The sequence below is a fragment of the Enterobacter sp. SA197 genome, assembly GCF_054131575.1.
Genome location: NZ_CP096393.1, coordinates 653,949 through 679,202, shown reverse-complemented (window position 1 = coordinate 679,202; position 25,254 = coordinate 653,949). Strand labels below are relative to the sequence as shown.

Annotated in this window: 27 protein-coding genes and 3 tRNA genes; 18 read left to right on the top strand and 12 right to left on the bottom strand. The window is 52.2% G+C overall.

Translation table 11 applies throughout. From position 1 onward, the window contains the following. The first annotated feature begins 23 nt into the window (after positions 1–23). Complete coding sequence (locus M1D91_RS03125; protein ID WP_437431074.1) at positions 24–1,574, top strand: YjjI family glycine radical enzyme; 1,551 nt, start codon at positions 24–26, stop codon at positions 1,572–1,574. Next, the gene (locus M1D91_RS03120; protein WP_437431073.1) at positions 1,546–2,409 is read left to right on the top strand and encodes a YjjW family glycine radical enzyme activase; all 864 of its coding nucleotides are present in this window, start codon (positions 1,546–1,548) and stop codon (positions 2,407–2,409) included. The genes M1D91_RS03125 and M1D91_RS03120 overlap by 29 nt, the downstream gene beginning before the upstream one ends. 6 nt (positions 2,410–2,415) lie before the next feature. On the opposite strand, the gene M1D91_RS03115 is transcribed toward M1D91_RS03120, so the two are convergent. From M1D91_RS03115 to M1D91_RS03080, 8 genes are all read right to left on the bottom strand, one after another. Continuing rightward, on the bottom strand, positions 2,416–3,195 hold the full coding sequence (locus M1D91_RS03115; protein ID WP_437431072.1) for a TatD family hydrolase: 780 nt from the start codon (positions 3,193–3,195) through the stop codon (positions 2,416–2,418). Next, a complete protein-coding gene (locus M1D91_RS03110) occupies positions 3,192–4,265 on the bottom strand; it encodes a patatin-like phospholipase family protein (RefSeq protein ID WP_437431071.1) in 1,074 nt (357 codons plus the stop codon). Before M1D91_RS03110 ends, M1D91_RS03115 begins: the two co-directional genes overlap by 4 nt. A gap of 125 nt (positions 4,266–4,390) precedes the next feature. Then, positions 4,391–4,552: a DUF1328 domain-containing protein gene (locus tag M1D91_RS03105; protein WP_007373037.1), complete on the bottom strand. Its 162-nt coding sequence runs from the start codon at positions 4,550–4,552 to the stop codon at positions 4,391–4,393. Positions 4,553–4,680: 128 nt separating this feature from the next. After that, a complete protein-coding gene (osmY, locus tag M1D91_RS03100; protein WP_437431070.1) occupies positions 4,681–5,298 on the bottom strand; it encodes a molecular chaperone OsmY in 618 nt (205 codons plus the stop codon). A gap of 398 nt (positions 5,299–5,696) precedes the next feature. Continuing rightward, positions 5,697–7,286, bottom strand: a complete 1,590-nt coding sequence (gene prfC, locus M1D91_RS03095) for a peptide chain release factor 3 (protein ID WP_437431069.1) — start codon at positions 7,284–7,286, stop codon at positions 5,697–5,699. Between the two features lie 91 nt (positions 7,287–7,377). Continuing rightward, on the bottom strand, positions 7,378–8,055 hold the full coding sequence (gene yjjG / locus M1D91_RS03090) for a pyrimidine 5'-nucleotidase (RefSeq protein ID WP_437431068.1): 678 nt from the start codon (positions 8,053–8,055) through the stop codon (positions 7,378–7,380). A gap of 21 nt (positions 8,056–8,076) precedes the next feature. Then, the gene (gene rimI, locus M1D91_RS03085) at positions 8,077–8,517 is read right to left on the bottom strand and encodes a ribosomal protein S18-alanine N-acetyltransferase (protein ID WP_437431067.1); all 441 of its coding nucleotides are present in this window, start codon (positions 8,515–8,517) and stop codon (positions 8,077–8,079) included. Next, positions 8,486–8,899 carry a DNA polymerase III subunit psi gene (locus tag M1D91_RS03080; RefSeq protein WP_437431066.1) on the bottom strand — a complete coding sequence of 138 codons (414 nt, stop codon included), beginning with the start codon at positions 8,897–8,899 and terminating at the stop codon, positions 8,486–8,488. The genes rimI and M1D91_RS03080 overlap by 32 nt, the downstream gene beginning before the upstream one ends. A 252-nt stretch (positions 8,900–9,151) precedes the next feature. On the opposite strand from M1D91_RS03080, the gene rsmC reads away from it, so the two are divergent. From rsmC to M1D91_RS03060, 4 genes are all read left to right on the top strand, one after another. Continuing rightward, the gene (rsmC, locus tag M1D91_RS03075) at positions 9,152–10,180 is read left to right on the top strand and encodes a 16S rRNA (guanine(1207)-N(2))-methyltransferase RsmC (protein ID WP_437431065.1); all 1,029 of its coding nucleotides are present in this window, start codon (positions 9,152–9,154) and stop codon (positions 10,178–10,180) included. A gap of 166 nt (positions 10,181–10,346) precedes the next feature. Then, positions 10,347–10,432: transfer RNA gene (locus tag M1D91_RS03070), tRNA-Leu, on the top strand. A gap of 28 nt (positions 10,433–10,460) precedes the next feature. Continuing rightward, positions 10,461–10,546: transfer RNA gene (locus M1D91_RS03065), tRNA-Leu, on the top strand. Positions 10,547–10,588: 42 nt separating this feature from the next. After that, positions 10,589–10,674: transfer RNA gene (locus M1D91_RS03060), tRNA-Leu, on the top strand. A 48-nt stretch (positions 10,675–10,722) separates the two neighbouring features. On the opposite strand, the gene M1D91_RS03055 is transcribed toward M1D91_RS03060, so the two are convergent. After that, positions 10,723–11,001, bottom strand: a complete 279-nt coding sequence (locus tag M1D91_RS03055) for a DUF1435 domain-containing protein (RefSeq protein WP_437431064.1) — start codon at positions 10,999–11,001, stop codon at positions 10,723–10,725. Between the two features lie 215 nt (positions 11,002–11,216). Here M1D91_RS03055 and M1D91_RS03050 point away from each other — a divergent pair, with 215 nt between their 5' ends. Beyond that, a complete protein-coding gene (locus M1D91_RS03050) occupies positions 11,217–12,281 on the top strand; it encodes a GGDEF domain-containing protein (protein WP_437431063.1) in 1,065 nt (354 codons plus the stop codon). A 98-nt stretch (positions 12,282–12,379) separates the two neighbouring features. Further along, entirely contained in the window at positions 12,380–13,168 is a 789-nt protein-coding gene (gene fhuF, locus M1D91_RS03045; RefSeq protein ID WP_437431062.1) for a siderophore-iron reductase FhuF, read from the top strand. A 526-nt stretch (positions 13,169–13,694) separates the two neighbouring features. Here the strand turns inward: fhuF and M1D91_RS03040 are convergent. Then, complete coding sequence (locus M1D91_RS03040) at positions 13,695–15,038, bottom strand: PTS sugar transporter subunit IIC (RefSeq protein ID WP_437431061.1); 1,344 nt, start codon at positions 15,036–15,038, stop codon at positions 13,695–13,697. A gap of 337 nt (positions 15,039–15,375) precedes the next feature. On the opposite strand from M1D91_RS03040, the gene M1D91_RS03035 reads away from it, so the two are divergent. After that, a complete protein-coding gene (locus tag M1D91_RS03035) occupies positions 15,376–15,834 on the top strand; it encodes a YbaK/EbsC family protein (protein WP_437431060.1) in 459 nt (152 codons plus the stop codon). Between the two features lie 42 nt (positions 15,835–15,876). On the opposite strand, the gene bglJ is transcribed toward M1D91_RS03035, so the two are convergent. Both bglJ and M1D91_RS03025 read right to left on the bottom strand, forming a co-directional pair. Continuing rightward, positions 15,877–16,506, bottom strand: a complete 630-nt coding sequence (bglJ, locus tag M1D91_RS03030) for a DNA-binding transcriptional activator BglJ (protein ID WP_437431211.1) — start codon at positions 16,504–16,506, stop codon at positions 15,877–15,879. Then, positions 16,506–17,240, bottom strand: a complete 735-nt coding sequence (locus tag M1D91_RS03025) for a helix-turn-helix transcriptional regulator (protein ID WP_437431059.1) — start codon at positions 17,238–17,240, stop codon at positions 16,506–16,508. The genes bglJ and M1D91_RS03025 overlap by 1 nt, the downstream gene beginning before the upstream one ends. Positions 17,241–17,746: 506 nt before the next feature. On the opposite strand from M1D91_RS03025, the gene M1D91_RS03020 reads away from it, so the two are divergent. The 9 genes from M1D91_RS03020 (at position 17,747) to opgB (ending at position 25,249) form a co-directional block, all read left to right on the top strand. Next, on the top strand, positions 17,747–18,523 hold the full coding sequence (locus M1D91_RS03020; protein WP_437431210.1) for a threonine/serine exporter family protein: 777 nt from the start codon (positions 17,747–17,749) through the stop codon (positions 18,521–18,523). Next, on the top strand, positions 18,514–18,987 hold the full coding sequence (locus M1D91_RS03015; protein WP_437431058.1) for a threonine/serine exporter: 474 nt from the start codon (positions 18,514–18,516) through the stop codon (positions 18,985–18,987). Before M1D91_RS03020 ends, M1D91_RS03015 begins: the two co-directional genes overlap by 10 nt. A gap of 64 nt (positions 18,988–19,051) precedes the next feature. Further along, positions 19,052–19,690 carry a TetR/AcrR family transcriptional regulator gene (locus M1D91_RS03010; protein ID WP_437431057.1) on the top strand — a complete coding sequence of 213 codons (639 nt, stop codon included), beginning with the start codon at positions 19,052–19,054 and terminating at the stop codon, positions 19,688–19,690. 41 nt (positions 19,691–19,731) lie between these two features. Continuing rightward, positions 19,732–20,181 carry a MarR family winged helix-turn-helix transcriptional regulator gene (locus M1D91_RS03005; RefSeq protein ID WP_437431056.1) on the top strand — a complete coding sequence of 150 codons (450 nt, stop codon included), beginning with the start codon at positions 19,732–19,734 and terminating at the stop codon, positions 20,179–20,181. Between the two features lie 83 nt (positions 20,182–20,264). Beyond that, positions 20,265–20,693 (top strand): organic hydroperoxide resistance protein, encoded by a 429-nt coding sequence (locus M1D91_RS03000; RefSeq protein ID WP_437431055.1) that lies wholly within the window; start codon positions 20,265–20,267, stop codon positions 20,691–20,693. Positions 20,694–20,877: 184 nt separating this feature from the next. Continuing rightward, positions 20,878–21,417, top strand: coding sequence for a primosomal protein DnaT (dnaT, locus tag M1D91_RS02995; RefSeq protein WP_437431054.1), 540 nt, complete (start codon positions 20,878–20,880; stop codon positions 21,415–21,417). A 2-nt stretch (positions 21,418–21,419) separates the two neighbouring features. Further along, the gene (gene dnaC, locus M1D91_RS02990; RefSeq protein ID WP_437431053.1) at positions 21,420–22,157 is read left to right on the top strand and encodes a DNA replication protein DnaC; all 738 of its coding nucleotides are present in this window, start codon (positions 21,420–21,422) and stop codon (positions 22,155–22,157) included. Between the two features lie 74 nt (positions 22,158–22,231). After that, positions 22,232–22,720, top strand: coding sequence for a DUF2501 domain-containing protein (locus M1D91_RS02985; RefSeq protein WP_437431052.1), 489 nt, complete (start codon positions 22,232–22,234; stop codon positions 22,718–22,720). Positions 22,721–22,957: 237 nt separating this feature from the next. Beyond that, positions 22,958–25,249, top strand: a complete 2,292-nt coding sequence (opgB, locus tag M1D91_RS02980; RefSeq protein WP_437431051.1) for a phosphatidylglycerol--membrane-oligosaccharide glycerophosphotransferase — start codon at positions 22,958–22,960, stop codon at positions 25,247–25,249. Positions 25,250–25,254 lie beyond the last annotated feature (5 nt).

The following is a 25,254-nucleotide window of genomic DNA, read 5'->3' as shown; positions in this document are numbered from 1 at the left end:
CTTAAGGAATAAGAGGAGCGAATATGTCTTTGACTACTGATTCATCCCACCAGTCACGCTGCCGGGAAATTGTTACCAGTACGGCACTCACGCCTGCGCAAAAACGCCACTTTCTGGCGCTGGAAGCGGAGAACCATCTCCCCTACCCGGCGCTGCCGGAACAGTCTCGTGCCGCGCTGGAAGAAGGGACAATCTGCGATATGTTCGAGGGCCATGCCCCCTATAAACCACGCTATGTCCTGCCCGATTATGCAAAATTCCTCGCGAACGGTTCGCAATGGCTTGAACTGGAAGGGGCAACCGACCTCGACGACGCGCTGTCGATGCTGACTATCCTCTACCACCATGTTCCTTCCGTCACATCCATGCCCGTCTATTTGGGGCAACTCGATGCCATACTGCAGCCGTATGTTAAAATTCTAACACAAGAAGAGATCGATATTCGAATAAAACGTTTCTGGCGTTATCTCGACAGAACCCTGCCCGATGCCTTCATGCATGCCAATATTGGCCCTGCGGATACGCCTGTCACACGCGCCATTCTGCGTGCAGATGCCGAACTCAAGCAGGTTGCGCCTAATCTGACCTTTATTTATGACCCAGAGATTACGCCGCAGGATTTACTGCTTGAGGTGGCGAAAAACATTTGTGAATGCAGCAAGCCACACGTCGCTAACGGCCCGATAAATGATAAAATTTTCACAAAAGGGCAGTACGGCATCGTCAGTTGTTACAACTCCCTGCCGCTGGCAGGCGGGGGCAGCACCCTGGTGCGATTAAATCTGAAGGCCATCGCCGAACGCAGCAAGGAGAGCGACGATTTTTTCAGGCGCATGCTTCCCCACTATTGCCAGCAGCAAATCGCCATCATCAACGCGCGTTGTGACTTCCTCTACACGCAGTCCGGCTTCTTTGAGCATAGCTTCCTGGTGAAGGAAGGGCTGATTGACCCTCAGCGCTTTGCGCCAATGTTTGGGATGTACGGGCTGGCCGAAGCGGTTAACCTGCTGTGTGAACGAGCAGGTCTCAGCGCCCGCTACGGTAAAGATGAAGAGGCCACCAGGCTGGCCTATCAGATCAGCGAACAGCTCGCTCAGTTTGTGGCAACGACGCCGGTGAAACATGGCTGGAATAACCGGGCAATGCTGCATGCACAATCGGGTATCAGCTCAGACGCTGGCACGACCCCAGGCGCACGGCTGCCCTATGGCGACGAACCCGATCCCATCACCCACCTGCTCACGGTTGCCCCGCATCATGCCTGGTATACTTCGGGGATCAGCGACATTCTCACCCTGGATGAAACGGTAAAACGTAACCCGCAGGCGGTGGTGCAGCTCTGTCTCGGTGCGTTTAAGGCCGGGATGCGTGAATTCACCGCCAACGTCAGCGGTAATGATTTGGTGCGCGTCACAGGCTATATGGTGCGCCTCTCCGATCTGGAAAAATTCCGCGCTGAAGGGTCGCGCACCAATACCACCTGGCTGGGTGAAGAAGCTGCCCGTAATACCCGTATCCTTGAACGACAACCTCGTGTGGTCAGTCATGAACAGCAGATGCGCTTTAGTCAGTAACATCATTCCGTTTTCCTGCGTGGACGGGCCGGGAAGCCGCCTGGCCCTGTTTTTACAGGGCTGTAATTTGCACTGTAAAAACTGCCATAACCCGTGGACGATTGGCCGCTGCGATCATTGCGCCGTGTGCGTACCGGCCTGTCCGCATGGTGCCTTAACGCTGGCAGGCGGGTTAGTAAACTGGGATACCACGGTGTGTCAGCAGTGCGACACCTGCCTGACGCTCTGCCCCCGGCAGTCAACGCCGATGGCGAGCAGGCTCAGCGTGGATGAGGTGCTGGCCCATATCCAGAAAGCAATGATGTTTATTGAGGGCATTACCGTAAGTGGTGGAGAAGCGACCACGCAGTTGCCCTTTTTACTGGAACTTTTTAACGCCATTAAGAGCAGCAAAGCCCTGGGGCACCTCACGTGTCTGGTGGACAGCAACGGCGTTCTCAGCGAGACGGGCTGGCATAAACTGATGCCCGTGTGCGATGGGGCGATGATCGACCTGAAAGCCTGGAGTAGTACGTGCCATCACAGCCTTACCGGGCGGGATAACAGCCAGGTGAAGAGCAGCCTGCGTCTGTTAGCGGAAAACCGAAAGCTTGCTGAACTGCGGCTGTTGGTTATCCCCGACCATAGCGATTACCTGCAACACATTGATGCTCTGGCCGCCTTTATTCAGACGCTGGGTGAGGTACCAGTAAGACTCAATGCGTTTCATGCTCATGGCGTTTATGGCGAAGCAAAACAGTGGCGCAGCGCTGGAGCGCAGGATGTCGAACCGCTGGCGCAGGCGCTGGAAACACGGGGCATCACAAACGTTATCCTGCCTGCACTCTACCTGTAGTCATCCTCAGGCAAGCTGGAACAGACGGTGTGTATTGTCGAACAACGCCTGGGCAATCACATCCGGTGCTTCCGGGCGCAGTTCACAAAGCGTGTCGAAGACGCGTGCGGCCTGCTCAGGCCGGTTCGGCTGGCCCTGAAAACCATTCAACGGCATATCCGGTGCATCGGTTTCCAGCAACAGGGATCCAAGCGGCAACTGCGCCATTACCTCACGGGTCTTACTGGCACGCGGATAGGTAATCGTGCCCCCCACGCCAATACAATACCCGAGGCTGATAAAGCGTTCAGCCTGCTGCAAACTGCCGGCAAAGCCGTGCACCACGCCGGTTCGCGGTAAGCTGTGACGCTTTAAGTACATGGCGAGTTTGTCGTGCGTGCGCCGCGAGTGCAGGAGTACTGGCAAATCAAAGCGTTTTGCCAGTTTAAGCTGTGCTTCCAGCACGGCTTCCTGCTGTTCGAAGTGCGGATTTTCACGGTATAAATCGAGACCTATTTCACCGATGGCAACCACGTTGGCTGGCCGCGTGGCGAGGCGCTGTTCCAGTTTGTCGAGGCAATCCGGGGTGTGTTCTTCGATGACGATGGGATGCAGCCCGAGCGCGCCGTACAACGCAGGCCATGTACGGGCCAGGCTCTCCACGCGGTCAAAATAGCGCGATGCTATCGATGGCACGATAATCCGCTCGACGCCCGCCTCTGCCGCACGGGCGATGCTTTGCGCCTCATTGCCCGCAAACGGGGGAAAATCAAAGTGGCAGTGGGTATCGATGAAGCGAAAAGTCACGCCGTATCCTCGTCAATAAATGGCACATCGTTGGCCTGCACTGCGTTGACCAGTGGGGTGTCCAGCGCATCGTTTGCCACTGCGGCGGGCGGTACCACAATGGTCGCAGGGGGAGTGACAACCGGGCGATGACGAAGCAGCGGCGGCGTTGCCACCAGGAATTTACCCACCGTGGCAAGGAAATAGCGGCCACAAAGCCGACCTGTCCGGTAGTCTTCACGCAGCGCGGGCAGCCGACTGCCCAGCGCCATACTGCTTAACAGTTTTGGCGGATAGATCTCGATAATGCGCAGTTTACCGGGCGGCGTCTCGATAAACCGTTGGGTCGCGGAGTAGGTTTTCTCATGATGCTGCACCAGATTTATCAAGGGTTGCAGACTGCTCTCTCCCAGCCAGCGCTCCATGCGTTTAAACCATTGCGGGGTATAGTACATCTGCGAGGGTACGGTACGGATCACAACGATGGTTTTTGCCCCGCGCTTTGCCGCTTCCTGCACCGGAATGGCGTCACTCACGCCGCCATCAAGGTAGTTTATGCCATTAAGCATGACGCCCGGTCGGTAAAAACCCGGAATGGCGCTGGACGCCCGAATCAGATCAAGCCAGGTGCTGTTATCCGGTGAGAAATACTCTGCCGTGTAGTCATCCTGCCGGCAGGCGGTCATCAGAAAGGATTTTCCTGCATCAAACCCACGCGCGGCATAGTCCATCGCTAACGGCATTTTGGTTGCTGTGGCCTCTACCAGCCAGTCAAGGTCGACCAGATTACCACCGCGCACAAAGCGCACCGGGTCGAAAAAGTCCCGCGTCGTGGTATATCGCATGATAACTTTGCGGGCATACCCCGGCTGGTTGCAGACAAACGCAGAGAGATTCTGCGCACCGGCAGAGGTGCCAAGGTAAAGATCGAAGGGGTCGAATTCGGCGCGCATAAATTCATCCAGCACGCCGGCTGTGAAGATGCCCCGCTGACCGCCACCTTCACATACCAGGGCGATGCGGCCAGGACGAAATGGTTTTAGCGCAAGTGGCGCGATGTTGCCAAGCGTTACGGGAATATGCTGCCCCACCCTGCCTTCCTTTAATTATTATTGGTTATCATTAAGCCAAAGTAACGCATTTTACTATTCATAGAAACAATGAAAGCCAGTCACATGGACTGGCTTTAGGATTCGTTTAACCGAACGTTACATCGCTATGGGCGTCTGCGTCCCATGAACAGACTGACCAGGAACAGAATGATACCCACGATAAAGACGATTTTTGCAGCGCCAGCTGCCGTACCTGCCAGACCACCAAAGCCCAGAGCGGCGGCAATTAACGCGATAACCAGAAATATAATGCCCCAACGAAACATAAGACTCTCCTTAACCATAGTTAATGTCGACCGCTAAACGTGAGCGCTCAGGATGCTCACTGCGATATTTTCCCAGGTGCTTACTGACTTCGCCCGAATTTATCGGGTTTGCACATTTTCAGGGTTTATTACTTTGCTTTAAGATCGTTTTTCACGCTTTTAACGCCATCCACCGCTTTAGCGATGCTCTCAGCACGTTCGATTTGTGCCTGAGAATCAACGGTACCGGACAACTGCACGACACCATCGGTTGTTTCCACTTTCACCTTACGGGACGGGACGATGTCATCGGCAAGCAGTTTTGCTTTCACTTCACTGGTTGTCGCCGTATCGCCTGCATAACCTTTCGCGGTGGTTGATTTACCATCACGAACATGCAGTTTGTCACTTACGGAGGCCACACCCTCAACACCTTTCGCTGCGTTTACTGCCATTTCAGCCTGAGCCTGGCTCTCAACAAAACCACTCAGGGTCACCACTTTCTTCTCAGTTTTCACGGAAATATCGGTACTTTTGATATCCTCATGATCAACCAGCGCGGCTTTAACTTTTGCCGTAATGGCACTGTCATCCATGAAATCACCGACTTTATTCATAGAGCTATCGATTTTTTGCCCTGCGTTATCAGCAGTATTTTGCGCTTTGTCGGTTGTGGTGGTTTCCGCTAATGCAGAACCACTTGCAAGCGTTGCGCCCAACATTACTGCCAGCAGAGTCTTAGAAATCTTCAGTCTTGTCGTAGTCATCGATCTATTCCTGTAGTTTGCCCACAATTTGGGCTGTCCACGGCAATCAAGCCGTTGTTACTCTGGTGAAATCACCTAATATTGAGTCAAGGACTTGGGTCACATTCACGGCCTTTGCCGCTTTCACCCTTCGCACATGGCTCTTTTCCAGTCATTAATACTGAGCAATGACACTTTGGATGAATAAATAACCTTTGAACATGCATTGAACGGGATTAACACCCAACCAAAATGTCATTACTTTGTTAAATATAGATCACAATCGCAAAAGCGCTTGTTGGAGAGATTAAAAAGCGAGCAATGAAAGCGAAATCGCGTCTATTTAAGAACTTTCCGCAAGAGGCTAATAAGACAGGTAAAGTGACGGAGCACGGCGTCTGCCGCGCTCCGTAGAGGGATTAGTGTTCGCGGGTCTGATGGAACTGAACGTCAGGATAACGCTCACGTGCGAGGTTCAGGTTAACCATAGTGGGGGCAATATAGGTCAGGTTATCGCCGCCATCCAGCGCAAGGTGAATTTCGTTCTTACGTTTAAACTCTTCGAATTTCTTCACGTCGCCGCACTCCACCCAACGCGCAGTTGCCACGTTGACGGATTCATACACCGCTTCGACGTTGTATTCGCTTTTCAGACGCGATACCACTACGTCAAACTGCAGCACCCCTACCGCACCCACGATCAGATCGTTGTTGGCGATGGGACGGAACACCTGGACGGCCCCCTCTTCTGAGAGCTGTACCAGCCCTTTGAGCAGCTGTTTTTGCTTGAGCGGATCTTTCAGGCGAATACGGCGGAACAGTTCAGGGGCGAAGTTCGGAATGCCGGTGAACTTCATCATCTCACCCTGCGTGAAGGTGTCGCCAATCTGAATGGTGCCGTGGTTGTGCAGACCGATGATATCGCCAGGGAACGCTTCTTCAACGTGAGAGCGGTCGCCCGCCATAAAGGTCAGCGCATCGGAAATCACCACGTCTTTACCCAGGCGAACCTGGCGCAGCTTCATGCCCTTTTCATATTTACCAGAGACCACGCGCAGGAAGGCGACGCGGTCACGGTGTTTCGGGTCCATGTTGGCCTGAATTTTAAAGACGAAGCCGGAGAACTTCTCTTCCGCCGCCACGACCTCGCGGGAGTCGGTCGCGCGCGGCATCGGCGCTGGCGCCCACTCGACAAGCCCGTCGAGCATATGATCGACGCCAAAGTTACCCAGTGCCGTACCAAAGAAGACCGGGGTGATTTCGCCCGCCAGAAACAGCTCCTGGTCGAACTCGTTAGAGGCGCCCTGCACCAGCTCCAGTTCGTCACGCAGCTGTTGTGCCAGATCGTCCCCCACCGCCGCGTCCAGCTCCGGGCTGTTCAGACCCTTAACAATGCGCACTTCCTGAATGGTGTGGCCTTTACCGGTCTGGTAAAGGTAGGTTTCGTCTTTATAAAGGTGGTATACGCCTTTAAACAGCTTTCCACAGCCAATCGGCCAGGTGATAGGCGCACAGCCAATCTTCAACTCGTTTTCCACTTCATCCAGTAATTCCATAGGATCGCGGATGTCACGGTCAAGTTTGTTCATAAAGGTGATGATGGGCGTGTCGCGCAGACGGGTAACTTCCATCAGCTTGCGGGTACGATCCTCAACCCCTTTTGCCGCATCAATAACCATCAGACAGCAGTCCACCGCCGTCAGGGTACGGTAGGTATCTTCAGAGAAGTCTTCGTGACCCGGGGTATCCAACAGGTTCACCAGACAGTCGTGATACGGGAACTGCATCACGGAAGTGGTAATCGAGATCCCACGCTGCTTTTCCATTTCCATCCAGTCGGATTTTGCGTGCTGGCTGGAGCCACGGCCTTTTACCGTACCGGCGGTCTGGATAGCCTGTCCGAACAGCAGCACCTTTTCGGTGATGGTGGTTTTACCGGCATCCGGGTGAGAGATAATGGCGAACGTACGGCGCTTCGCTACCTCTTGTAAATAAGGAGACAACGTCATAATCAATTTCTTCTGGGTAAAGGCGCGGCCACAGCCACGCCAGGAGATAAGAAAAATGCGGCTATTGTACTCAACGACTGAGTGCAGACAATCAATGTTTACACAGGAGTTGCTCCAGTTCGGTTAGCGATGTCACGGTCCAGGTGGGATCAATACCCTCGGGCAGGACGCGATCGTGCGCGTTGAGCCAACAGGTCGACAGGCCTGCATTCATGCCTCCCAGAATATCGGATTCGGCGGTATCACCGACCATCAGCACCCGGGAGCGATCCGGATTTTGCGCCTGCGCCAGCGCGAAATCGAAAATACGTGGATCAGGTTTTGCGACGCCAACCTGCTCAGAGATGACCAGTAAATCAAAGTAGTCACGAAAACCGGTACGTTCCAGACGAATTTGCTGCAACGCGGTAAAGCCATTGGTAATAATGCCAAGCTTTGCCTTTCCTTTGAGGCTCGACAACAGAGAGGCGGCACCGGGCAGCGGCGCACAGATTTCCGCCATCGCATTAAGGAAGGCGTGATTTAAATCACCAGGGGCAACGTTAAGGCGTTCAGCCCATCCCTGAAAACGCTGATGTTGTAACTGTAACGCGGTAATAGCACCGTTCTGATAATCGACCCACAACGGTTTATTAATCGACTGATAGTCCTGAAAATCTTCGCTAGTGAACGTGACACTATAGTCAAGGAACATCCGCTGCAGGCCGCCGAACGCATCGAACGTAAACAGGGTTTCGTCAGCATCAAAGAATATCCAGTCCCATCTCATTACATCTACACCTTTCATTTATTAAAGTGGCAGCGCCATGATAATGGCGTCTTCCCGCCCGGTCGCGGTGGGATAATAGTTGCGGCGAATGGTCGCCTCGTTAAAGCCCAGACTTTCGTACAGGGCAATGGCGGCAAGGTTTGACGCCCGCACCTCCAGCCATAGCGTCAGGACGTCGCGCTTTTCAAGTTCGCTGATGAGGTGCTCAAGCAACGCCCGCCCCAGCCCCTTACGTTGCCATGTCGGGTCGACGGCGATATTAAACAGAGTGGCCTCGTCAAGCACGGCCTGGGTAATGGCAAAGGCCGCCATTTCATCGCCCACCATCAGCCGTAAATTGAGATAGCGCTCGCCCTGGTTAGACGCCAGCGTCTTCTCGCTCCAGGGAAAGGCATGCGCGCGAGTTTCGATATCATAGGCACGGGCTAAATCAGTCGTGGTGAGGGAAGAAATCGTGTTCATAATCGCAGATTTGTTGCCATAACGCGGCTCGTGCCGCCGGGTTTGCCCGAAGTTCGTCAAATGCAGGCGATGCCACTTGTGCGCCCGCCAGCGTCAGGGGTGTCTCAACACCTATTCGCCAGCTGTTACATGCTGACCCTTCGGGAAGCATGAGTACGCGGTCCGGTGTCAGTTGTAAGACCTGATCTGCAGTCACTGCCAGCGCGCGTAACACATCGTCTATCAACGGCTCGGTGAGGGCAGGAAGTTCAGAAGAGACCATTACCAGACGAACATGAGGCGGAAGCGAGATAGCGATCTCTCCCTGTAACGCCGTCGGGCGGCGCAGGGACCACTGGGTGATACCCAGTTGCTGTAATTGCCAGTCGCGTCGGGTCGTCATCGGGAAGCACTCCTGTCTGTCAGGCGCGCAAATATAGCAAACTCGTCGATTATGCGCCATCAACCAAAGAGGCAGCGTGAAGGATAACCTGTATACACACAACATCATTCACGTTGCATCGCGGCGACAAGGATGAGTATCCCCGGGAGCTTACTCAGGTAAGTGACCGGGGTGCAAAGACGCCGTCAACAAAGAGGCAGCGTGAAGGATAACGTGTATAATCCCGGGCTGAGTTTAATGAGGAACCCTCCCATGTCTGCTTTAACCCCGGCAAGTGAAGTCTTGCTGCGTCACAGTGATGATTTCGAACAAAGCCGCATTCTTTTTGCCGGTGACTTGCAGGATGACCTGCCCGCCAGGCTGGAGACCGCGTTTAGCCGCGCCTGGACCCAGCAATATCACCAGTGGCAAACGCTGAATCGCCAGATGGGCGATAATGCTGTCTTCGCACTGAGCCTGGAACAAGAGGCTGTGGGCGACAGTGATACCCTTATCTATTACTGGCCGAAGAATAAACCTGAAGCCCAGTATCAGTTGATGAATCTCCTCTCCCTTCTGCCGGTTGGGACGGACATTTTTGTTGTCGGTGAAAACCGCAGCGGTGTGCGCAGTGCAGAACAGATGCTGGCAGAGTTCGCGCCCCTGAATAAGGTTGATAGCGCACGTCGCTGTGGGTTGTATCATGGCCGGCTGGAGAAACAGCCGACCTTTGATGCTCAGGGTTTCTGGAACGAATACGCGCTGGATGGTTTGACCATCAAAACCCTGCCGGGCGTTTTCAGCCGCGATGGGCTCGACGTTGGAAGCCAGCTCTTACTCTCCACCCTGACGCCGCATACGAAAGGCAAAGTGTTGGATGTGGGTTGTGGTGCAGGCGTACTCTCTACAGTACTGGCCAGCCATTCCCCGAAGGTGCGCCTGACGTTATGTGATGTTTCTGCTGCGGCCATTGCAGCAAGTAAGTCTACCCTTGCTGCGAACGGGCTGGAAGGAGAGGTGTTTGCCAGTAACGTCTTCTCTGATGTCACCGGTCGCTTCGACATGATCATCTCTAACCCGCCGTTCCATGATGGCTTGCAAACCAGCCTGGAAGCTACGCAGGTGCTGATCCGCGGCGCGGTTCGCCACCTTAACAGCGGGGGAGAGTTGCGTATCGTCGCTAACGCCTTCCTGCCTTATCCTGCCGTACTGGATGAAATCTTTGGTTTCCATGAGGTGATTGCTCAGACCGGGCGCTTTAAGGTCTATCGCACCGTGTTGACCCGTCAGGCTAAACGTTAACTTTCCCGCGCCCGGTAAGGGTTATTTTACCGGGCCCTAATGCCTGAATTCCCGCTGCGTTTTTTTACGTCAGTTGAAAAAGCGACCTGCAATTAACTATTGACGAAAACCAGAAAACATCTAGAATGCGCCTCCGTGGTAACGATACTTATTGTATCGATGGTATGCGAAGGTGGCGGAATTGGTAGACGCGCTAGCTTCAGGTGTTAGTGTCCTTTGGATGTGGGGGTTCGAGTCCCCCCCCTCGCACCATAATCCACAATGATATTGCTCGCACTGGGCGAAGGTGGCGGAATTGGTAGACGCGCTAGCTTCAGGTGTTAGTGTCCTTAGGATGTGGGGGTTCGAGTCCCCCCCCTCGCACCAACGAGGCGATATCAAACAGCAGTAGCAAAGTAAGATAGTTGTGCGAAGGTGGCGGAATTGGTAGACGCGCTAGCTTCAGGTGTTAGTGTCCTTAGGATGTGGGGGTTCGAGTCCCCCCCCTCGCACCAAATATCTTATCTCCTTTCCTGATTTGCCCCCCCGGTTTCACCATCCTGTTACAACATCGTTTTCACATTGAGCATAGCCAGGATGATTCCGCCTACCAGGGCAACACCTGATGGCAATAAGATAAAATGACGCAAGCGTTTATGGTAGAGCATGGCAGGTGTCAGCACTAACCCGATAATGATCATTGCCCGCCAGGCATCCAGCGAAAGATCGGCAAAAGCCATCACAGCGACGACGATACCGGGTAACAGGATGGCCCATCCACTTCCCAAAGCACGTTGCAACATGGTTTCATCTCTCACACTGATAATGATAACCAATATCATATGATATCTTTTCTCATTTGTCAGCATACCGACAAAAAGCGGTATGAACTTTACTCATCTTCAGGTGACAGAGATTCACGAAGGTGATAAATTAAGCGTCACTTAATTAAATCTAAACAATTTCATCTTTTCGCGGTCACGTTTCCTCGCGTTATTTTTCATTTTGGCAACCCGTTAAATTATACATTGCAGATTAATAACGATTTTTTAAATATATGACAGCACAAACCTGGCAATCTCTCTGTAAAAAGAAATATCGTCTGTCGCTACGACTTTTCTTGTTACTTAATGTCATTTCAGCTCTGTTTTCTGTCGCACTGCCGCTTGGCAATTTGCAGGTGCTTACACCTCCTCAGTGTCTCATTGCCAGCCTTAGCGGGCTTGCACTGTTCTGGCAGTGGAAATTTCCCAGGAAAAAATTAAATATCACCGTCAGCTCTTTTTTATTTGGCTGTCTGTGGGCATGGCATATCATTATTAAAACCAGGGCATTGGAAAATTATCATTCTCCTTATCTGCTTATTGCCCTATTAAGTGTTTTATTTATTGGCGCCCTCGCCTTTTCTAATAATATCATCGCCTTTGTGTTGCACTCCTTCCCGACGTTCGCTGCCTGCCTTTGGTTTAGCAGTGGTGAAATGTCGATACGCCTGATCTACGCCTTTGCGCTCCCTCTCGTCGCCATCTCCATACAGCATGTCATTCAAAAGCGTAACGACAATTTCGCTCAGGCATTGATGTACCGGCTGTTACAGGAACGTAAGACACTTAATGATCTGAGCATGCTCGACCCGCTTACCGGTCTCTATAACCGTCGCGGGCTGCAGCATAAGCTTGATAACCTGATGGCGCTGGATGATGGCACGCGGTTTGTTCTGTTACTCGATATCGACCATTTCAAAGCTTACAATGACCATTATGGTCATATGATGGGCGATCAGGCGCTTATTCGTGTTTCTGCCGCCATCCGCGATGCCGTACGTTCCCGCGATATCGTTGCGCGTTTTGGAGGGGAAGAATTTATGATCCTGCTTAACAGTGTCGATATTGAGCGCGCCCGCGCAGCGGCGGAGCGCATTCGCCAGCAGGTTTACGATCTCGACATCCCCCATATGTTTAATGAGAGCGTCGCCACGAACGTTACCGTGAGTATTGGCATTGCCCCACTTGAAGATGGCGATATCGAAGAAGCCCTGAGTAAAGCGGATAAAACCCTCTACGAGGCCAAACATCAGGGCCGGAATAATATTCTGGTCAGTGATGATTTACAGACAGCCTGACGGGTAATCCTTTTTTTACGATAAACAACTTGCTATCGATTTTACCTCTGGCTAGGATTGGCAATCATTATCATTTAGATTTCCATCTATCCTGAACTATGGCCTATCGCTGCGCACCTATAAATGAACTGATCATTCGACGCGTCAGACACGTTAACGCTACTGACGCGTTGGCCACGAGCATTCGCGATACGCTTACCCGCCTGCGGCCCCATCTTTTGGATTTTATCAGACTTAATGAGCTTGCTCCCCGCGAGGCCTTAACCCTTGTTGAATGGATGCGTCCGGCAAAACTGCAAGAACTCATAGCGATCTATGCCAGGCATATCTATCAAAAACAACCGGCCCTTCCCTATGAAGGTAAACCGCTTCTTTCTTTGTGGGCGCAGTGGTATTTCGGCCTGATGGTGCCGCCCCTCCTGCTGGCGCTGTTAACGCAGAAACAAGCGCTAAATCTCTCTTCAGAACATATTCATGTCGAGTTTCATGAGAGCGGGCGTGCGGCCTGCTTCTGGCTGGATCTCTGGCAGGATGATGCCCTGACTGCCGAAGGGGATATCCCCCGTATTGAGGCACTGATTCGCGATGCCATGCTGCCGGTAGTGAAAGCGTTAGAGGCAACCGGTGAGATAAACGGTAAGCTTATCTGGAGCAATACTGGCTATCTGATTAACTGGTATCTGGGGGAAATGACCCCACTGCTGGGGGAATCACGAGTAGCAGCCCTGCGTCAGTTCTGTTTCTTTGAAAAACAGCTGTCGGATGGTAACGACAACCCGCTCTGGCGGACCGTCGTTAACCGTGACGGAACACTGGTCAGACGCACCTGCTGCCAGCGTTACCGCCTGCCGGATGTCCAGCAGTGCGGCGACTGCACGCTGAAATAATCTTTGCCCTCACTCACACCCTCTCCCTCCGGGCTGAGAGATCCCCGGTAATATGACGTTTTGCAGCGATATCACGGCGCAATGAGAATTAAACTGTCACCGCAATGACAGGGTCCGGCTGAAAAGCGATGAGGCGTATCCGCAAGAGCGGGGCGATGCGCGGCGAGGGCGGATTTTCAGGGACGTTACCTCCGCCCGTCCCCGATAAGCCTGAAGGAATAAGCTGACAACATTGCCGGGAGCAATGTTGAATAGCGCCTGCGCCAGCGGCGATTTTCCTGACCGGGAGCCTGGGTCGCCAGGACGGTGGCGGTGAACCACCCTGGCACGTTCACGGGTTCTGGCGTGACAGAAAAGCAAGGGACATAAGGTGAACGGAATGGCCATCAGAGCTGCATTTCCCCCTTACCCTGGCCCTCTCCCTCAAGGGAGAGGGGACCGACTGTACTCGCATTTTTTTCTGAGGATCCCTCAGCTCTCCGGGAGAGGGGCAAACCGTAAAAAGAGTAAGCTTTTTTGCTTTTATTCAGGCCACCTGTTGTTTCTCTTCTTCCATACGCTGTGCTTCCTCTGCTTCCTGCTCAAGTAGCTGCTTCTCGTAGACTTTAAAGAACGGGTAATAAATGATGGCGGAAATTACGGCCAGAATAATCACCAGGATAGCGGCCCGGAAATCCCAGCCTAACGCCCATGCCCCGCCGATAGGCGCGGGTGCCGTCCAGGGCACAACGGAAATCACACGACCAATCAGATCCATTTTCATGGCAGCCCAGGCCACAACGGCATTGAGCATCGGTGCCAGCAGGAACGGGATAAAGAACACGGGGTTCATCACAATCGGGGTGCCAAAAATAACCGGTTCGTTAATGTTAAACATACTCGGCACCACGCTCAGACGTCCAATTGAGCGTAAATGCACAGACTTACTGCGCAGATAGCAAAGCACCAGCCCCATGGTTGCACCGGAACCTCCTATCACAATAAAAAACGTCCAGAATGCTTCCATAAAGATGTGCGGCAGAGGCGCGCTTTGCGCCAGCGCCGTCTGGTTCAGGCCCAGATTAGTCAGCCAGAACATTTGCAGCATACCTGAGACAATCGCTGCACCATGAATGCCTGCGAACCAGAGAAGATGGCCTATCAGTACGGCCAGCAGAATCGCAGGCAGAGAGTCCGCCGCAGAAACCAGCGGCTTGAATACCGCCATAATCGCCTGCGGGATCAGCATATCGAACTGGGTTTGAATAAACAGGCTCAACGGATAGAGGGTCAGCACCACGACCAGTACCGGGATCAACAGATCAAAGGAGTTTTTGATCATCGGCGGCACCTGCTCGGGTAAGCGGATACCAATATTCCATGTTTTCAACAGGCGCATCATTTCAACGCAATAGAGAGCAACCAAGATCGCGGTGAAAATACCGACCCCGCCGAGGCTGTCTACCGGCAGCGTGCCTTTTGTTTTTGGAGCGGCAACCAGCAGAAAGGCCATCAGTGCGAGCATGGCGCACATAAAAGGATCGAGCTGATGGGATTTTACGTAGTGCTTGCCGAGGTTATAGGCGATAGCAGCACACACGTAAACAGACATAATACCCATCGTCATATCAAAGGGGGTGAGAATACGGCCTTCATACTCTTTTGCCAGATCCAGCCAGGCACGAGCGAAGCCCCAGGTGGTATCCGGCGAGAAAGGCGGGTAGGCAAAAACCAATAAAAATGAACCGACAATCATAAATGGCATGGCGGAAATAAAACCATCACGGATAGCCATGACATGACGTTGAGATGAAATTCGCCCGGCAATCGGGCTGACATAGTTTTCGATGAAGCGAAATATCACGTTAAACACAGCATGGTTGGCAGACATAGCGGCTCTCCTGTCAGTCTAAATAATTCAGCGCAACAGCGAGTACTTTGCCGTGCAGCAATCCATTTTTAGGGTTTAAAACCATGCTGGTTAACGAACCAGCATTACAACGAAGCAGGATACGTTTCATAGACGGCTCTTATTAATTATCAGAACAGAGGAAGTGACCGAGTCAGTATTAACCCCGGTTTGAAACACTGCAACCGGTTACTGTAACCGGTTTCCGCGATTGTGAAGGGGATCCAGAAATGCGCCGTAACGAGTTTGTTATGACAAAATATTTACAGGGATCACGGGCTTGTGACAGATTATTGAAGGTTACGTTCAGGAGAAAAAAATGAGTTTGCAGTCAGTGCGGCAATTCTTTGCCGACAATGCCCCCGAAATTGACATCATTGAGCTCAGTCAAAGCACTGCTACGGTCGCCCTGGCTGCGGCGGCGCATAACGTTGAGCCTGGTCAGATTGCCAAGACGCTGTCACTGAAGATCAAAGATGAGGTTGTGTTGGTTGTCGCCAAAGGCGACGCCCGGCTGGATAACAAAAAGTTGAAATCCACCTTCGGGGCGAAAGCCCGGATGCTCAGTAGCGACGAAGTGGTCACCATGACAGGCCACCCGGTTGGCGGCGTCTGCCCTTTTGGTCTGGAAAACCCGCTGGCCGTCTATTGTGATATCTCCCTGAAACACTACGACGAAGTGCTGCCAGCGGCCGGTGCAACCCACAGCGCTGTCCGTATCTCTCCTCAGCGTATGGCTGAGCTGACGAAAGCAAAATGGATTGATGTCTGCCTGTAAAAAAATGCCAGGTTAATTAACCTGGCAAAAGAGCGTCACCTGTCAGGCGACAGCGGAGTCAGAATCCTGCATAAAAGTGGAGATGGGTAGCCAGGCGATAATATCCGCCGCATGCAGCAGAGCCACTTCAGAATTAATTCCCAGTTTTGCCATCGCATTAAACTTATGCGCGCGCACGGTTTTAATATTGCGATCCAGGGTGATGGCGATTTCAGGAATCGACAGCCCGCGTGACATGTGCCGCAATATGGCATGCTCGGTCGGGCTTAACATGCGGCTTCGGCTGACGTACCAGTGATTAATGACGTTATCATTCACCCGCCGCGTCTCCCCAAGAAGCGTAACGAGCTGGCTGAGCAACGCGTTCAGGGTATCGGATTTACTCAAAATGCCATGCAGCTCTTTGGGATACAGACGGCTCACCAGACGCGCTTCGCGATCGTCTTCCGCCAGCACAATACGCTGAATCCCCGGATGAGACACTGAAAGCATATGCAGGCACATCAGACATTCACGTCGTGGTTCTCGCAAACCGGAAAGAGAGTATATGACGGAGAAAAAATCCGTCTTGCACATAGCTTCAGCAAAAACCTCGCGATCCCTGAAAAAATGAAAACGGTATTTTTGAGTGGCGGGCGATGATAAAAGATGGCGAAGGCCCGCCTCGCTCATCATGCACTTCTCGATGATGGCAACATGCTTTTTGGCTGAGATGCGTTCCATTCTGACGGTTCTCCATAGGCTGAAATCAGATTCAGCTCTTTCATGCCTTCTGAACTGTTTATCCATGCATATAATTCTGCGTTGCTGCGTAGCGATAACCGACGCATTGCACTGTTCTTTTGTGCGCTTACTGTTTTATTACTCTTCTTCAACAGCGTGGCGATTTGATTAATACCCCATCCCTTTCCAAGCAATCGCATGACTTTGCGTTCGGAAAGCGTTAAACGCTCGGACTTTTCTACCGATGCCTCAATTTCAAGATAATCAGACGTTAATAGTGTCTGACTAATTTTTTCTGCTTGTCCGGTGCCGTGGCGAATAGCGCCAATGACCCCTTCAATCGGTTCCATATCAGAAAGAAGCGTGCTGCCCGGACGCATGAGTAATTCTACGGCAGTAGGATAAAAATGACGTGAAACGAAGAAAACCCAGTGAACATCAGGGTGCTGTTTAATAATAGAGAAATATTGCTCACACACGTTTTTAGTGTGCCGCGGATCGCCTGAGAGGTCCGCAATAATCAAATCAGCACGGCGCAGGTGTAACAGCGTGACCTCTTCCAGAGAGCGGAAAAACGTCATTTCATAGTCAGGAAAGTGACGTTCCATTATGTCACCCAACCCAATTTTTAATACGGGCACTTTACTGATAACGATTCCGTATTTACACAACCCTGATAACATAAAACCTCCGCATCCATTCGCGAGTCTTATAAAATAAAGAATATGAATAATTCATAGAATGCCAACTACCTTGTCAGCAACACATGCTAATCACCCTGATAACAAGGAACCTGGCATTATTAATGCCCAACAGAAATTGTTGAAACAATGAGCGAGTATAAAAATCACTGGTAATAGTGTCAACCTGTTGCGTCACATTGAAAAGATATAATACTTCCTTTCAGGATAACCCAAACAAATATATATCAACCCACCCTTATTAATTCATGCGCGTTATATATTTCCGCTAAATAATGTTTTCTCTCTCCTTTACTACGTCTGCCTTCCCCGGCCTCCTCGGTCGCTGTCACCGTGCCTGCCCTGTGCGCATCCGGGTAAAATTTTATGATTTATTGCACGAATATTGATCTGCTCCCGCGCCATGAGCAGGCCAACCTATGCTAAAAATTAGCGATTCGTGCCACGATCCGTGGGACTTTGGCATTACCACCAGGGCTATCATGCAGATGCAAGAAGAGCAGTCGTCACAACGTGCCATCACACGTTTATCTATTCAGTGCGGGCTTTTTTTATTACAACATGGTGCCGAAAGCGCACTGGTTGAGGAGTTATCTACCCGCCTCGGCCTGGCACTGGGTATGGACAGCGTTGAGAGTTCCATCTCCTCGAATGCCATCGTGCTCACCACCATTAAAGATGGCCAGTGCCTGACCTCCACCCGCAAAAACAGCGATCGTGGCATTAATATGCACGTCGTCACCGAAGTGCAGCACATTGTTATAATGGCCGAGCATAAATTGCTCGACGCCCGGGATGTCGAAAAACGCTTCTCACAGGTTAAACCATTACGTTATCCACGCTGGCTGGTCACCGTCATGGTCGGGCTTTCCTGCGCCTGTTTTTGCCGGTTAAATAATGGTGGCTGGGATGGCGCCTTTATTACATTCTGCGCAAGTAGTGTGGCGATGTATGTTCGCCTGTTGCTGGCAAATCGCCATATGCACCCACAGATTAATTTCTGCATCACCGCATTCGTGGCGACAACCATCTCAGGCCTGATGCTAACGTTACCGGGCTTTATTCATACGTCCACCGTCGCGATGGCCGCGAGCGTTCTGCTCCTCGTGCCGGGTTTTCCGTTAATTAATGCCGTGGCGGACATGTTTAAGGGGCACATCAACACCGGCCTCGCCCGCTGGGCTATCGCCAGTCTGCTAACGCTTGCCACCTGTATTGGTGTGGTGATGTCCATGACGTTATGGGGGCTACGAGGATGGATGTAATCTGGTTTTTACTGGCGCTTCTCCAGGATATGGTGCTTGCCGCCATTCCGGCCGTAGGGTTTGCGATGGTGTTCAACGTGCCTCACCGCGCCCTGCCCTGGTGCGCGCTGCTTGGCGCAATAGGTCATGGCGCACGCTTTGCTATGGTTCACGGCGGTTTTAATATCGAATGGTCGACATTCGTCGCCTCCATGCTGGTCGGAAGCATCGGTATTCGTTGGTCACGCTGGTACCTGGCCCATCCGAAAGTTTTCACTGTCGCGGCGGTTATCCCTATGTTTCCCGGTATTTCTGCCTATACCGCCATGATTTCGGCGGTTAAAATTAGTCATATCGGCTATAGCGAAGAGATGATGATTTTATTGCTGACCAACTTTCTTAAAGCCTCTTCCATAGTCGGGGCACTGTCGATTGGCCTGTCCATTCCCGGGCTCTGGCTCTATCGCAAACGCCCGCGCGTCTGAGTTTGAGTTATCAACACGGCGTGGTAATAATCCTTATCCCTACGATGGCAGATAAGGAACGGATGTGGAACAACAGGGTATTTATGCACCCGCTGATTTTGATCAATCCAGGGTAAAAGACAAAATCTTTCTTAGCGCCATTGCTCTGTTTGCAGAATATGGACTTAACGGCGCACGTATGGAACAGATCGCCGAAAAAGCAGGCACCACTAAACGTATGGTGGTGTACCACTATAAAACGAAAGAAAATCTGTATCTGCAGGTGCTCGAGTATGTTTATACCGCGATACGAGCCAGCGAGAATGCGTTAGATCTTGCCACGCTTGCCCCTGTCGAAGCCCTGGTTCATCTGGTGGAAAGCACCTTTGATTACCACGCCAATCATCCTGATTTTATTCGTATCATCTGTATGGAAAACATGCAGCGGGGACGGTATATCCGCCAGTCTGCCCTGCTGCGTGACCTGAACCGTAGCGCCCTGACGTTACTGGAAGAGATTTTATCTCGCGGGAAGGATAAGCACCTGTTCCATCAGAGCGTATGCGCCCGCGACCTGCACCGGGTCATTAGCAGCTTCAGTTTCCACTACGTTGCCAACTGCTACGCCTTCTCCATGCTTGTTGAGGATGATGAAGAGCAGCAGGAGCGCTTACACTATCGGCAAATGGCGGTTGACGTAGTATTGCGTTATATTTGTGCATAAATCACTTGCAATTAAATCGTGCACTACCTATATTCATAAACATGAAAACAAAGCAGACCCCGAACGCGCAGCTTGCACTTGATAACCAGTTTTGTTTTGCACTTTACTCGACAAATCTGGCGCTGCATAAACTTTACCGGCAGTTACTGGCACCGTTGAACCTGACCTACCCGCAGTACCTGGTAATGCTGGTGTTATGGGAGAAGGATGACGTAACCGTGTCGGATATTGGTGAACGCCTGTTTCTTGATTCGGCTACGTTAACGCCACTGCTAAAGCGCCTGGAAAGCGCAGGTTTTATTAGTCGTCAGCGCTCCCGTCAGGATGAACGTCAGGTGGTGATAACCCTGACTGAAAGCGGTCGCGAGCTACACCAGCAGGCGCAGTCCATTCCGAACGCGGTAATGTGTTCGTTTGATTGTGACCATGCACAGTTAATGATCCTCAAGCAGCAGCTTGAGCAGCTTCGCCACCAGTTTCAACGTGCATAACGCTTCGCTAGCGCAGGCGTCATGCACGTAAATAAATAGCACACTATATTATAGCAACCGACAAATACGATAAGGAACCTGTTATGTCTTTAGAAAAAGTGATTTACACCGCAAACGCTAAAGCCACCGGTGGTCGTGATGGCCGCGCGACCTCTTCTGATGGCGTGCTGGATGTAAAACTCGGCGTCCCTAAAGAGATGGGTGGCATGGGTGGTGAAGTCACGAACCCAGAGCAGCTGTTTGCCGCTGGCTATTCTGCCTGCTTCCTGGGTGCGATGAAGTTCGTTGCCGGTCGTGACAAATTCACTATGCCAAAAGACGCCTTTACTGAAGCAAACGTCGGGATCGGCCCACTGCCGACCGGTTTTGGTATTGAAGTTGAACTGAAAATTCATCTTGAAGGTATGGATGCAGCAGAAGCGAAGAAACTGGTCGATGCTGCTCATATCGTATGTCCTTATTCTAACGCCACTCGTGGCAACGTCGATGTGACCTTAACCATCATCGCGTAATACAAAACCGGACAGGCTCAGGCCAGAGATCCGGGAGTCAACACCATTGGGAAAAACACAGCCGGGGCAACCCGGCTTTTTCGTCTCCATCCCCCTTCGCCCGCTCTGTGTTACTATGTGTCAATATGCCTGCGGATCCGCAACGCAGTGCGCCTGTACTGTTTTTCCAGTTTGAGAACGCGTTATGTCTTCCAGAATCCTGACGTCCACTGTTACCGGTGTTGATGATTTTATGCGCGATCCCGCCAGTGTCCTGGCGCGGGCCGAAGGCGGCGCCGTTGCCGTTTTTGCCAATAATGCGCCAGCCTTTTATGCCATCACGCCTGCACGTCTGGAACAATTGCTCGCACTGGAGGCACGGCTGGCACGGCCTGCCATTGATGTCGCCCTTGATAACCAGTTTTTTGACGAGCCCTCCGCCGCCCCCTCCCGGGTGCCGATGGGTAAATTCCCTATGTACGCAGACTGGCAGCCGGATGCTGACTTCCAGCGTATGGCCGCGCTCTGGGGTATTGCGCTGACCCAGCCGGTGACGCCGGAAGAGCTGGCCGCGTTTGTGGCTTACTGGCAGGCGGAGGGGAAAGTATTCCACCACGTGCAGTGGCAGCAGAAGCTGGCGCGTAGCGTGCAGATGAACCGCAGCAACCAGAGCGGCAGCACCAGGCGCGATGTGAACGCCATTTCCCAACCTGATAATCAAATTCCACCGGGTTTTAGAGGTTAACGATGAAAAACGTCGGCGAATTGATGCAACGACTGCAAAAAATGATGCCTGCTAACACGCAGCCCGCCTTTAAAACGGGCGAAGAGCTTATGGCCTGGCAAAAAGAGCAAGGTGAGATTCGGTCAGCCGCGCTGGCACGTGAAAACCGGGCCATGAAAATGCAGCGAACCTTCAACCGCTCCGGTATTCGTCCCCTGCACCAGAACTGCTCTTTTGAAAATTATAAGGTGGAGTGTGACGGGCAGATGCGCGCACTGGACCAGGCACGCCAGTATGTCGCTGAATTTGAAGGCAACATCGCCAGCTTTATCTTTGCCGGCAAACCCGGAACGGGCAAAAACCATCTCGCTGCTGCCATCTGCAATGAGCTGTTACTGCGTGGCAAGTCGGTATTGATTATTACCGTCGCCGATATCATGTCTGCCATGAAAGAGACCTTTGGAAACCGTGAAAGCAGCGAAGAGCAACTGCTTAACGATCTGAGCAGTGTCGATCTGCTGGTGATTGATGAGATTGGAATGCAAACCGAATCGCGGTATGAAAAGGTGATTATTAATCAGATTGTTGACCGTCGTTCTTCCTCTAAACGCCCTACCGGCATGCTGACCAACAGCACCCTGGATGAAATGAATAAATTGTTGGGGGAGCGCGTGATGGACAGGATGCGTCTGGGTAACAGTCTGTGGGTCAACTTCACCTGGGACAGCTTCCGCAGCCGCGTTACGGGTAAAGAGTATTGAGAATTGTCCCCTGATTAACGCCACCCGACTGGGGTGTATACTGTCGCCTTTCCAGTCACCATCAGGGTAAGAACATGTCCGTTGCCAAACGCCTTCTGTGCACTGCCATCGTGAGCGGTGCGCTCTTTTCCAGCGTCTCCTTCGCCGCTTCCTGGCAGGAGAGCCTTTCCAGCGCTGCCAGCCAGCTTAGTCAAAACAGTGGCGCGCAGCAGGGCGGCTTATCCCTGTCATCGCTCACCGGTTTACTTAACGGTGGCAGTCAGTCATTAAGTGCTGACACCATGAACAATGCGGCGGGGATTATGTCGTACTGCGCGAAAAACAAGCTCGCCTCGCTGACCAACACCGAAAACATTAAAAATCAGGTAATGGATAGGCTCGGGTTGGGAACGGCAGAGCAGAAGCAGGACACCAACTATCTTGAAGGGCTGCAGGGTTTGCTGAACACCAAAAACGGTGGACAGCTTAATCTGAACAATATCGGCAACACGCCGCTTGCGGAAAAAGTGAAAACCAAAGCCTGCGATATTGTGCTGAAACAGGGCGTCAGTTTCCTCTCTTAAGCTTCTCCTGTTGCGTTTGCCCGTCCCGGCTGCAAACGCCCTCTTCACCCCTCCCGTCCCCCGCCACGCGCGTTGAGAAGCGACAGCGATCAAGTTTCCGCCTATCTAAACCGATTCCTAATAACTTGCAATTAGCGTGACACTACAATTGCAGCTGTGTTACATCGCCATTAAATTGTATCGCTTTGTTAATGAACAGGTGCCAGCAGCCACGCTGGCCTTCATGAGGGAAAACGGTTGTCCGAGTTAATGTCGATTGCCCTGTTTCTCGCATCCGTGGTGATTTACGCATGGAAAGCGGGTCGTAATACCTGGTGGTTCACCGCAACCCTGCTGGTGCTGGGCATTTTTGTCGTGCTCAATATCACCCTGTATGCCAGTAATTACTTCACCGGTGACGGCATTACCGATGCCGTCATTTATACGCTGACCAGCAGCCTGACGGGCGCGGGTATCGGTAAATACATCCTGCCGGGCGTCGGGATTGTCGTCGCCCTGATCGCTGTTTTTTGTGCCCTGGGCTGGGTCTTACGCCGCCGTCGTCATCTGCCTCATCATTTTGGTTACAGCCTGCTTGCACTCGTGCTGGCGCTGGCCTCCGTCGATGCCAGCCCGGCCTTTCGCCAACTAACCGAACTGGTGAAATCGCAGTCACGGGAAGGCGATCCGGACTTCACGGCGTATTACAAAGAGCCTGCAAAATTCATCCCCCATCCCAAACTCAACCTGGTCTATATCTACGGGGAAAGTCTGGAACGCACCTATTTTGATGATAACGCCTTTCCCGACCTCACCCCGGAACTTGGCGCGTTAAAGGACGAAGGGCTCGATTTTGCTAACACGGAACAGCTGCCCGGCACCGATTACACCATCGCCGGGATGGTCGCTTCCCAGTGCGGCATTCCGTTATTTGCCCCGTTTGAGGGTAATGCCTCTGCCTCGGTATCCAGCTTTTTCCCGCAGAACATCTGCCTTGGCGATATCCTTAAAAACTCCGGGTACGAAAATTACTTTATCCAGGGGGCGAACTTGCGCTTCGCCGGCAAAGATGTATTTCTCAAATCCCACGGTTTCGATAATTTGATCGGGGCAGAGGAACTCAAAACCCAGGTAAAAGATCCGGCTTATCGTAATGACTGGGGGTTCTACGATGACACCGTACTGGAGGAGGTATGGCAAAAATATGAAACCCTGGCCCGTTCCGGCAAACGCTTCTCTCTTTTCGCGCTAACGGTTGATACTCACCATCCTGACGGTTTTATCTCCCGCACCTGTGACCGGAAAAGCTATGCGTATGACGGTAAGCCCAACCAATCCTTTAGCGCGGTCACCTGCAGCCAGCAGCATATAGCGGCGCTGATTAACAAGATCAAAGCCTCGCCCTGGTTTAAAGAGACCGTAATCGTGGTCTCCTCCGATCATCTGGCCATGAATAACACCGCATGGAAATACCTCAATAAAGAGGAGTGTAAAAACCTCTTCGTCGTTATCCGGGGCGATGAAGTGCAGCAAGATACCCTGACCATGAAGCGTAACACCATGGATAACGGGGCCACCGTCCTTGACATACTCGGTGGCGATAATTTTATTGGCCTCGGACGAAGCAGCCTCTCCGGGCAGTCACTTTCGGGTATCTTTCTTAACATGAAAGAGAAGGCGCTGGCCTGGAAGCCGGACATTATTCGACTGTGGAACTTTCCGAAGACGATGGAGGCATTCACCATCGACAGGGATAAACAGACGATTGCCTTTTCAGGCAGTAAATTCCGTCTGCCGCTGCTGGTCCGCGTTTCGGACAAGCGGGTCGAACCCCTGCCAGAAAGTGAATACTCCGCCCCTTTGCGCTATCAGCTGGCGGATTTTGCCCCGCGCGATAAGTTCGTCTGGATTGACCAATGCTATAAAATGGCGCGCCTGTGGGCACCGGAATTCGCGCTCTCTACCGACTGGTGTGTCTCTCAGGGGCAGCTCGGCGGCGAGCAACACGTGCAGCGGGTCGACCAGGCCCAGTGGAAAGGCAAGACCGCGATAAAAGAGACGGTGATCGCCACCGATCGCTATAAACAAAACGTCGATATGCTAAAAATTGTCGATGATGATATTCGCTATAAAGCCGACAGCTTTATTTTTAACGTGGCCGGCGCACCACAAGAGGTGAAAAAGTTTAGCGGCATTTCCCGCCCTGAAAGCTGGGGGCGCTGGTCTAACGCGCGGCTGGGGGAAGAGGTGTCCATTGAGTTTAACGATCCGCTCCCGGAAAACTTTGAACTGGTGATCACCGCCAGGGCTTTTGGACCGAACGCCAATAAACCGATCCCGGTGCGAGTGGGCAAAGAAGAGCAAGTGCTCACTCTTGGCAACGACGTGTCCACAACCACGCTTCGTTTCTCCAATCCGGGCCGCAGTAACAGGTTGGTGATTGTCCCGCCGGAACCCGTATCGACGAATGAAGGCAATATTCTCGGTCACTCACCCCGTAAGCTCGGGATTGGGATGGTGGAAATCAAAGTCGTAAATACCAACGGTTAAAACAT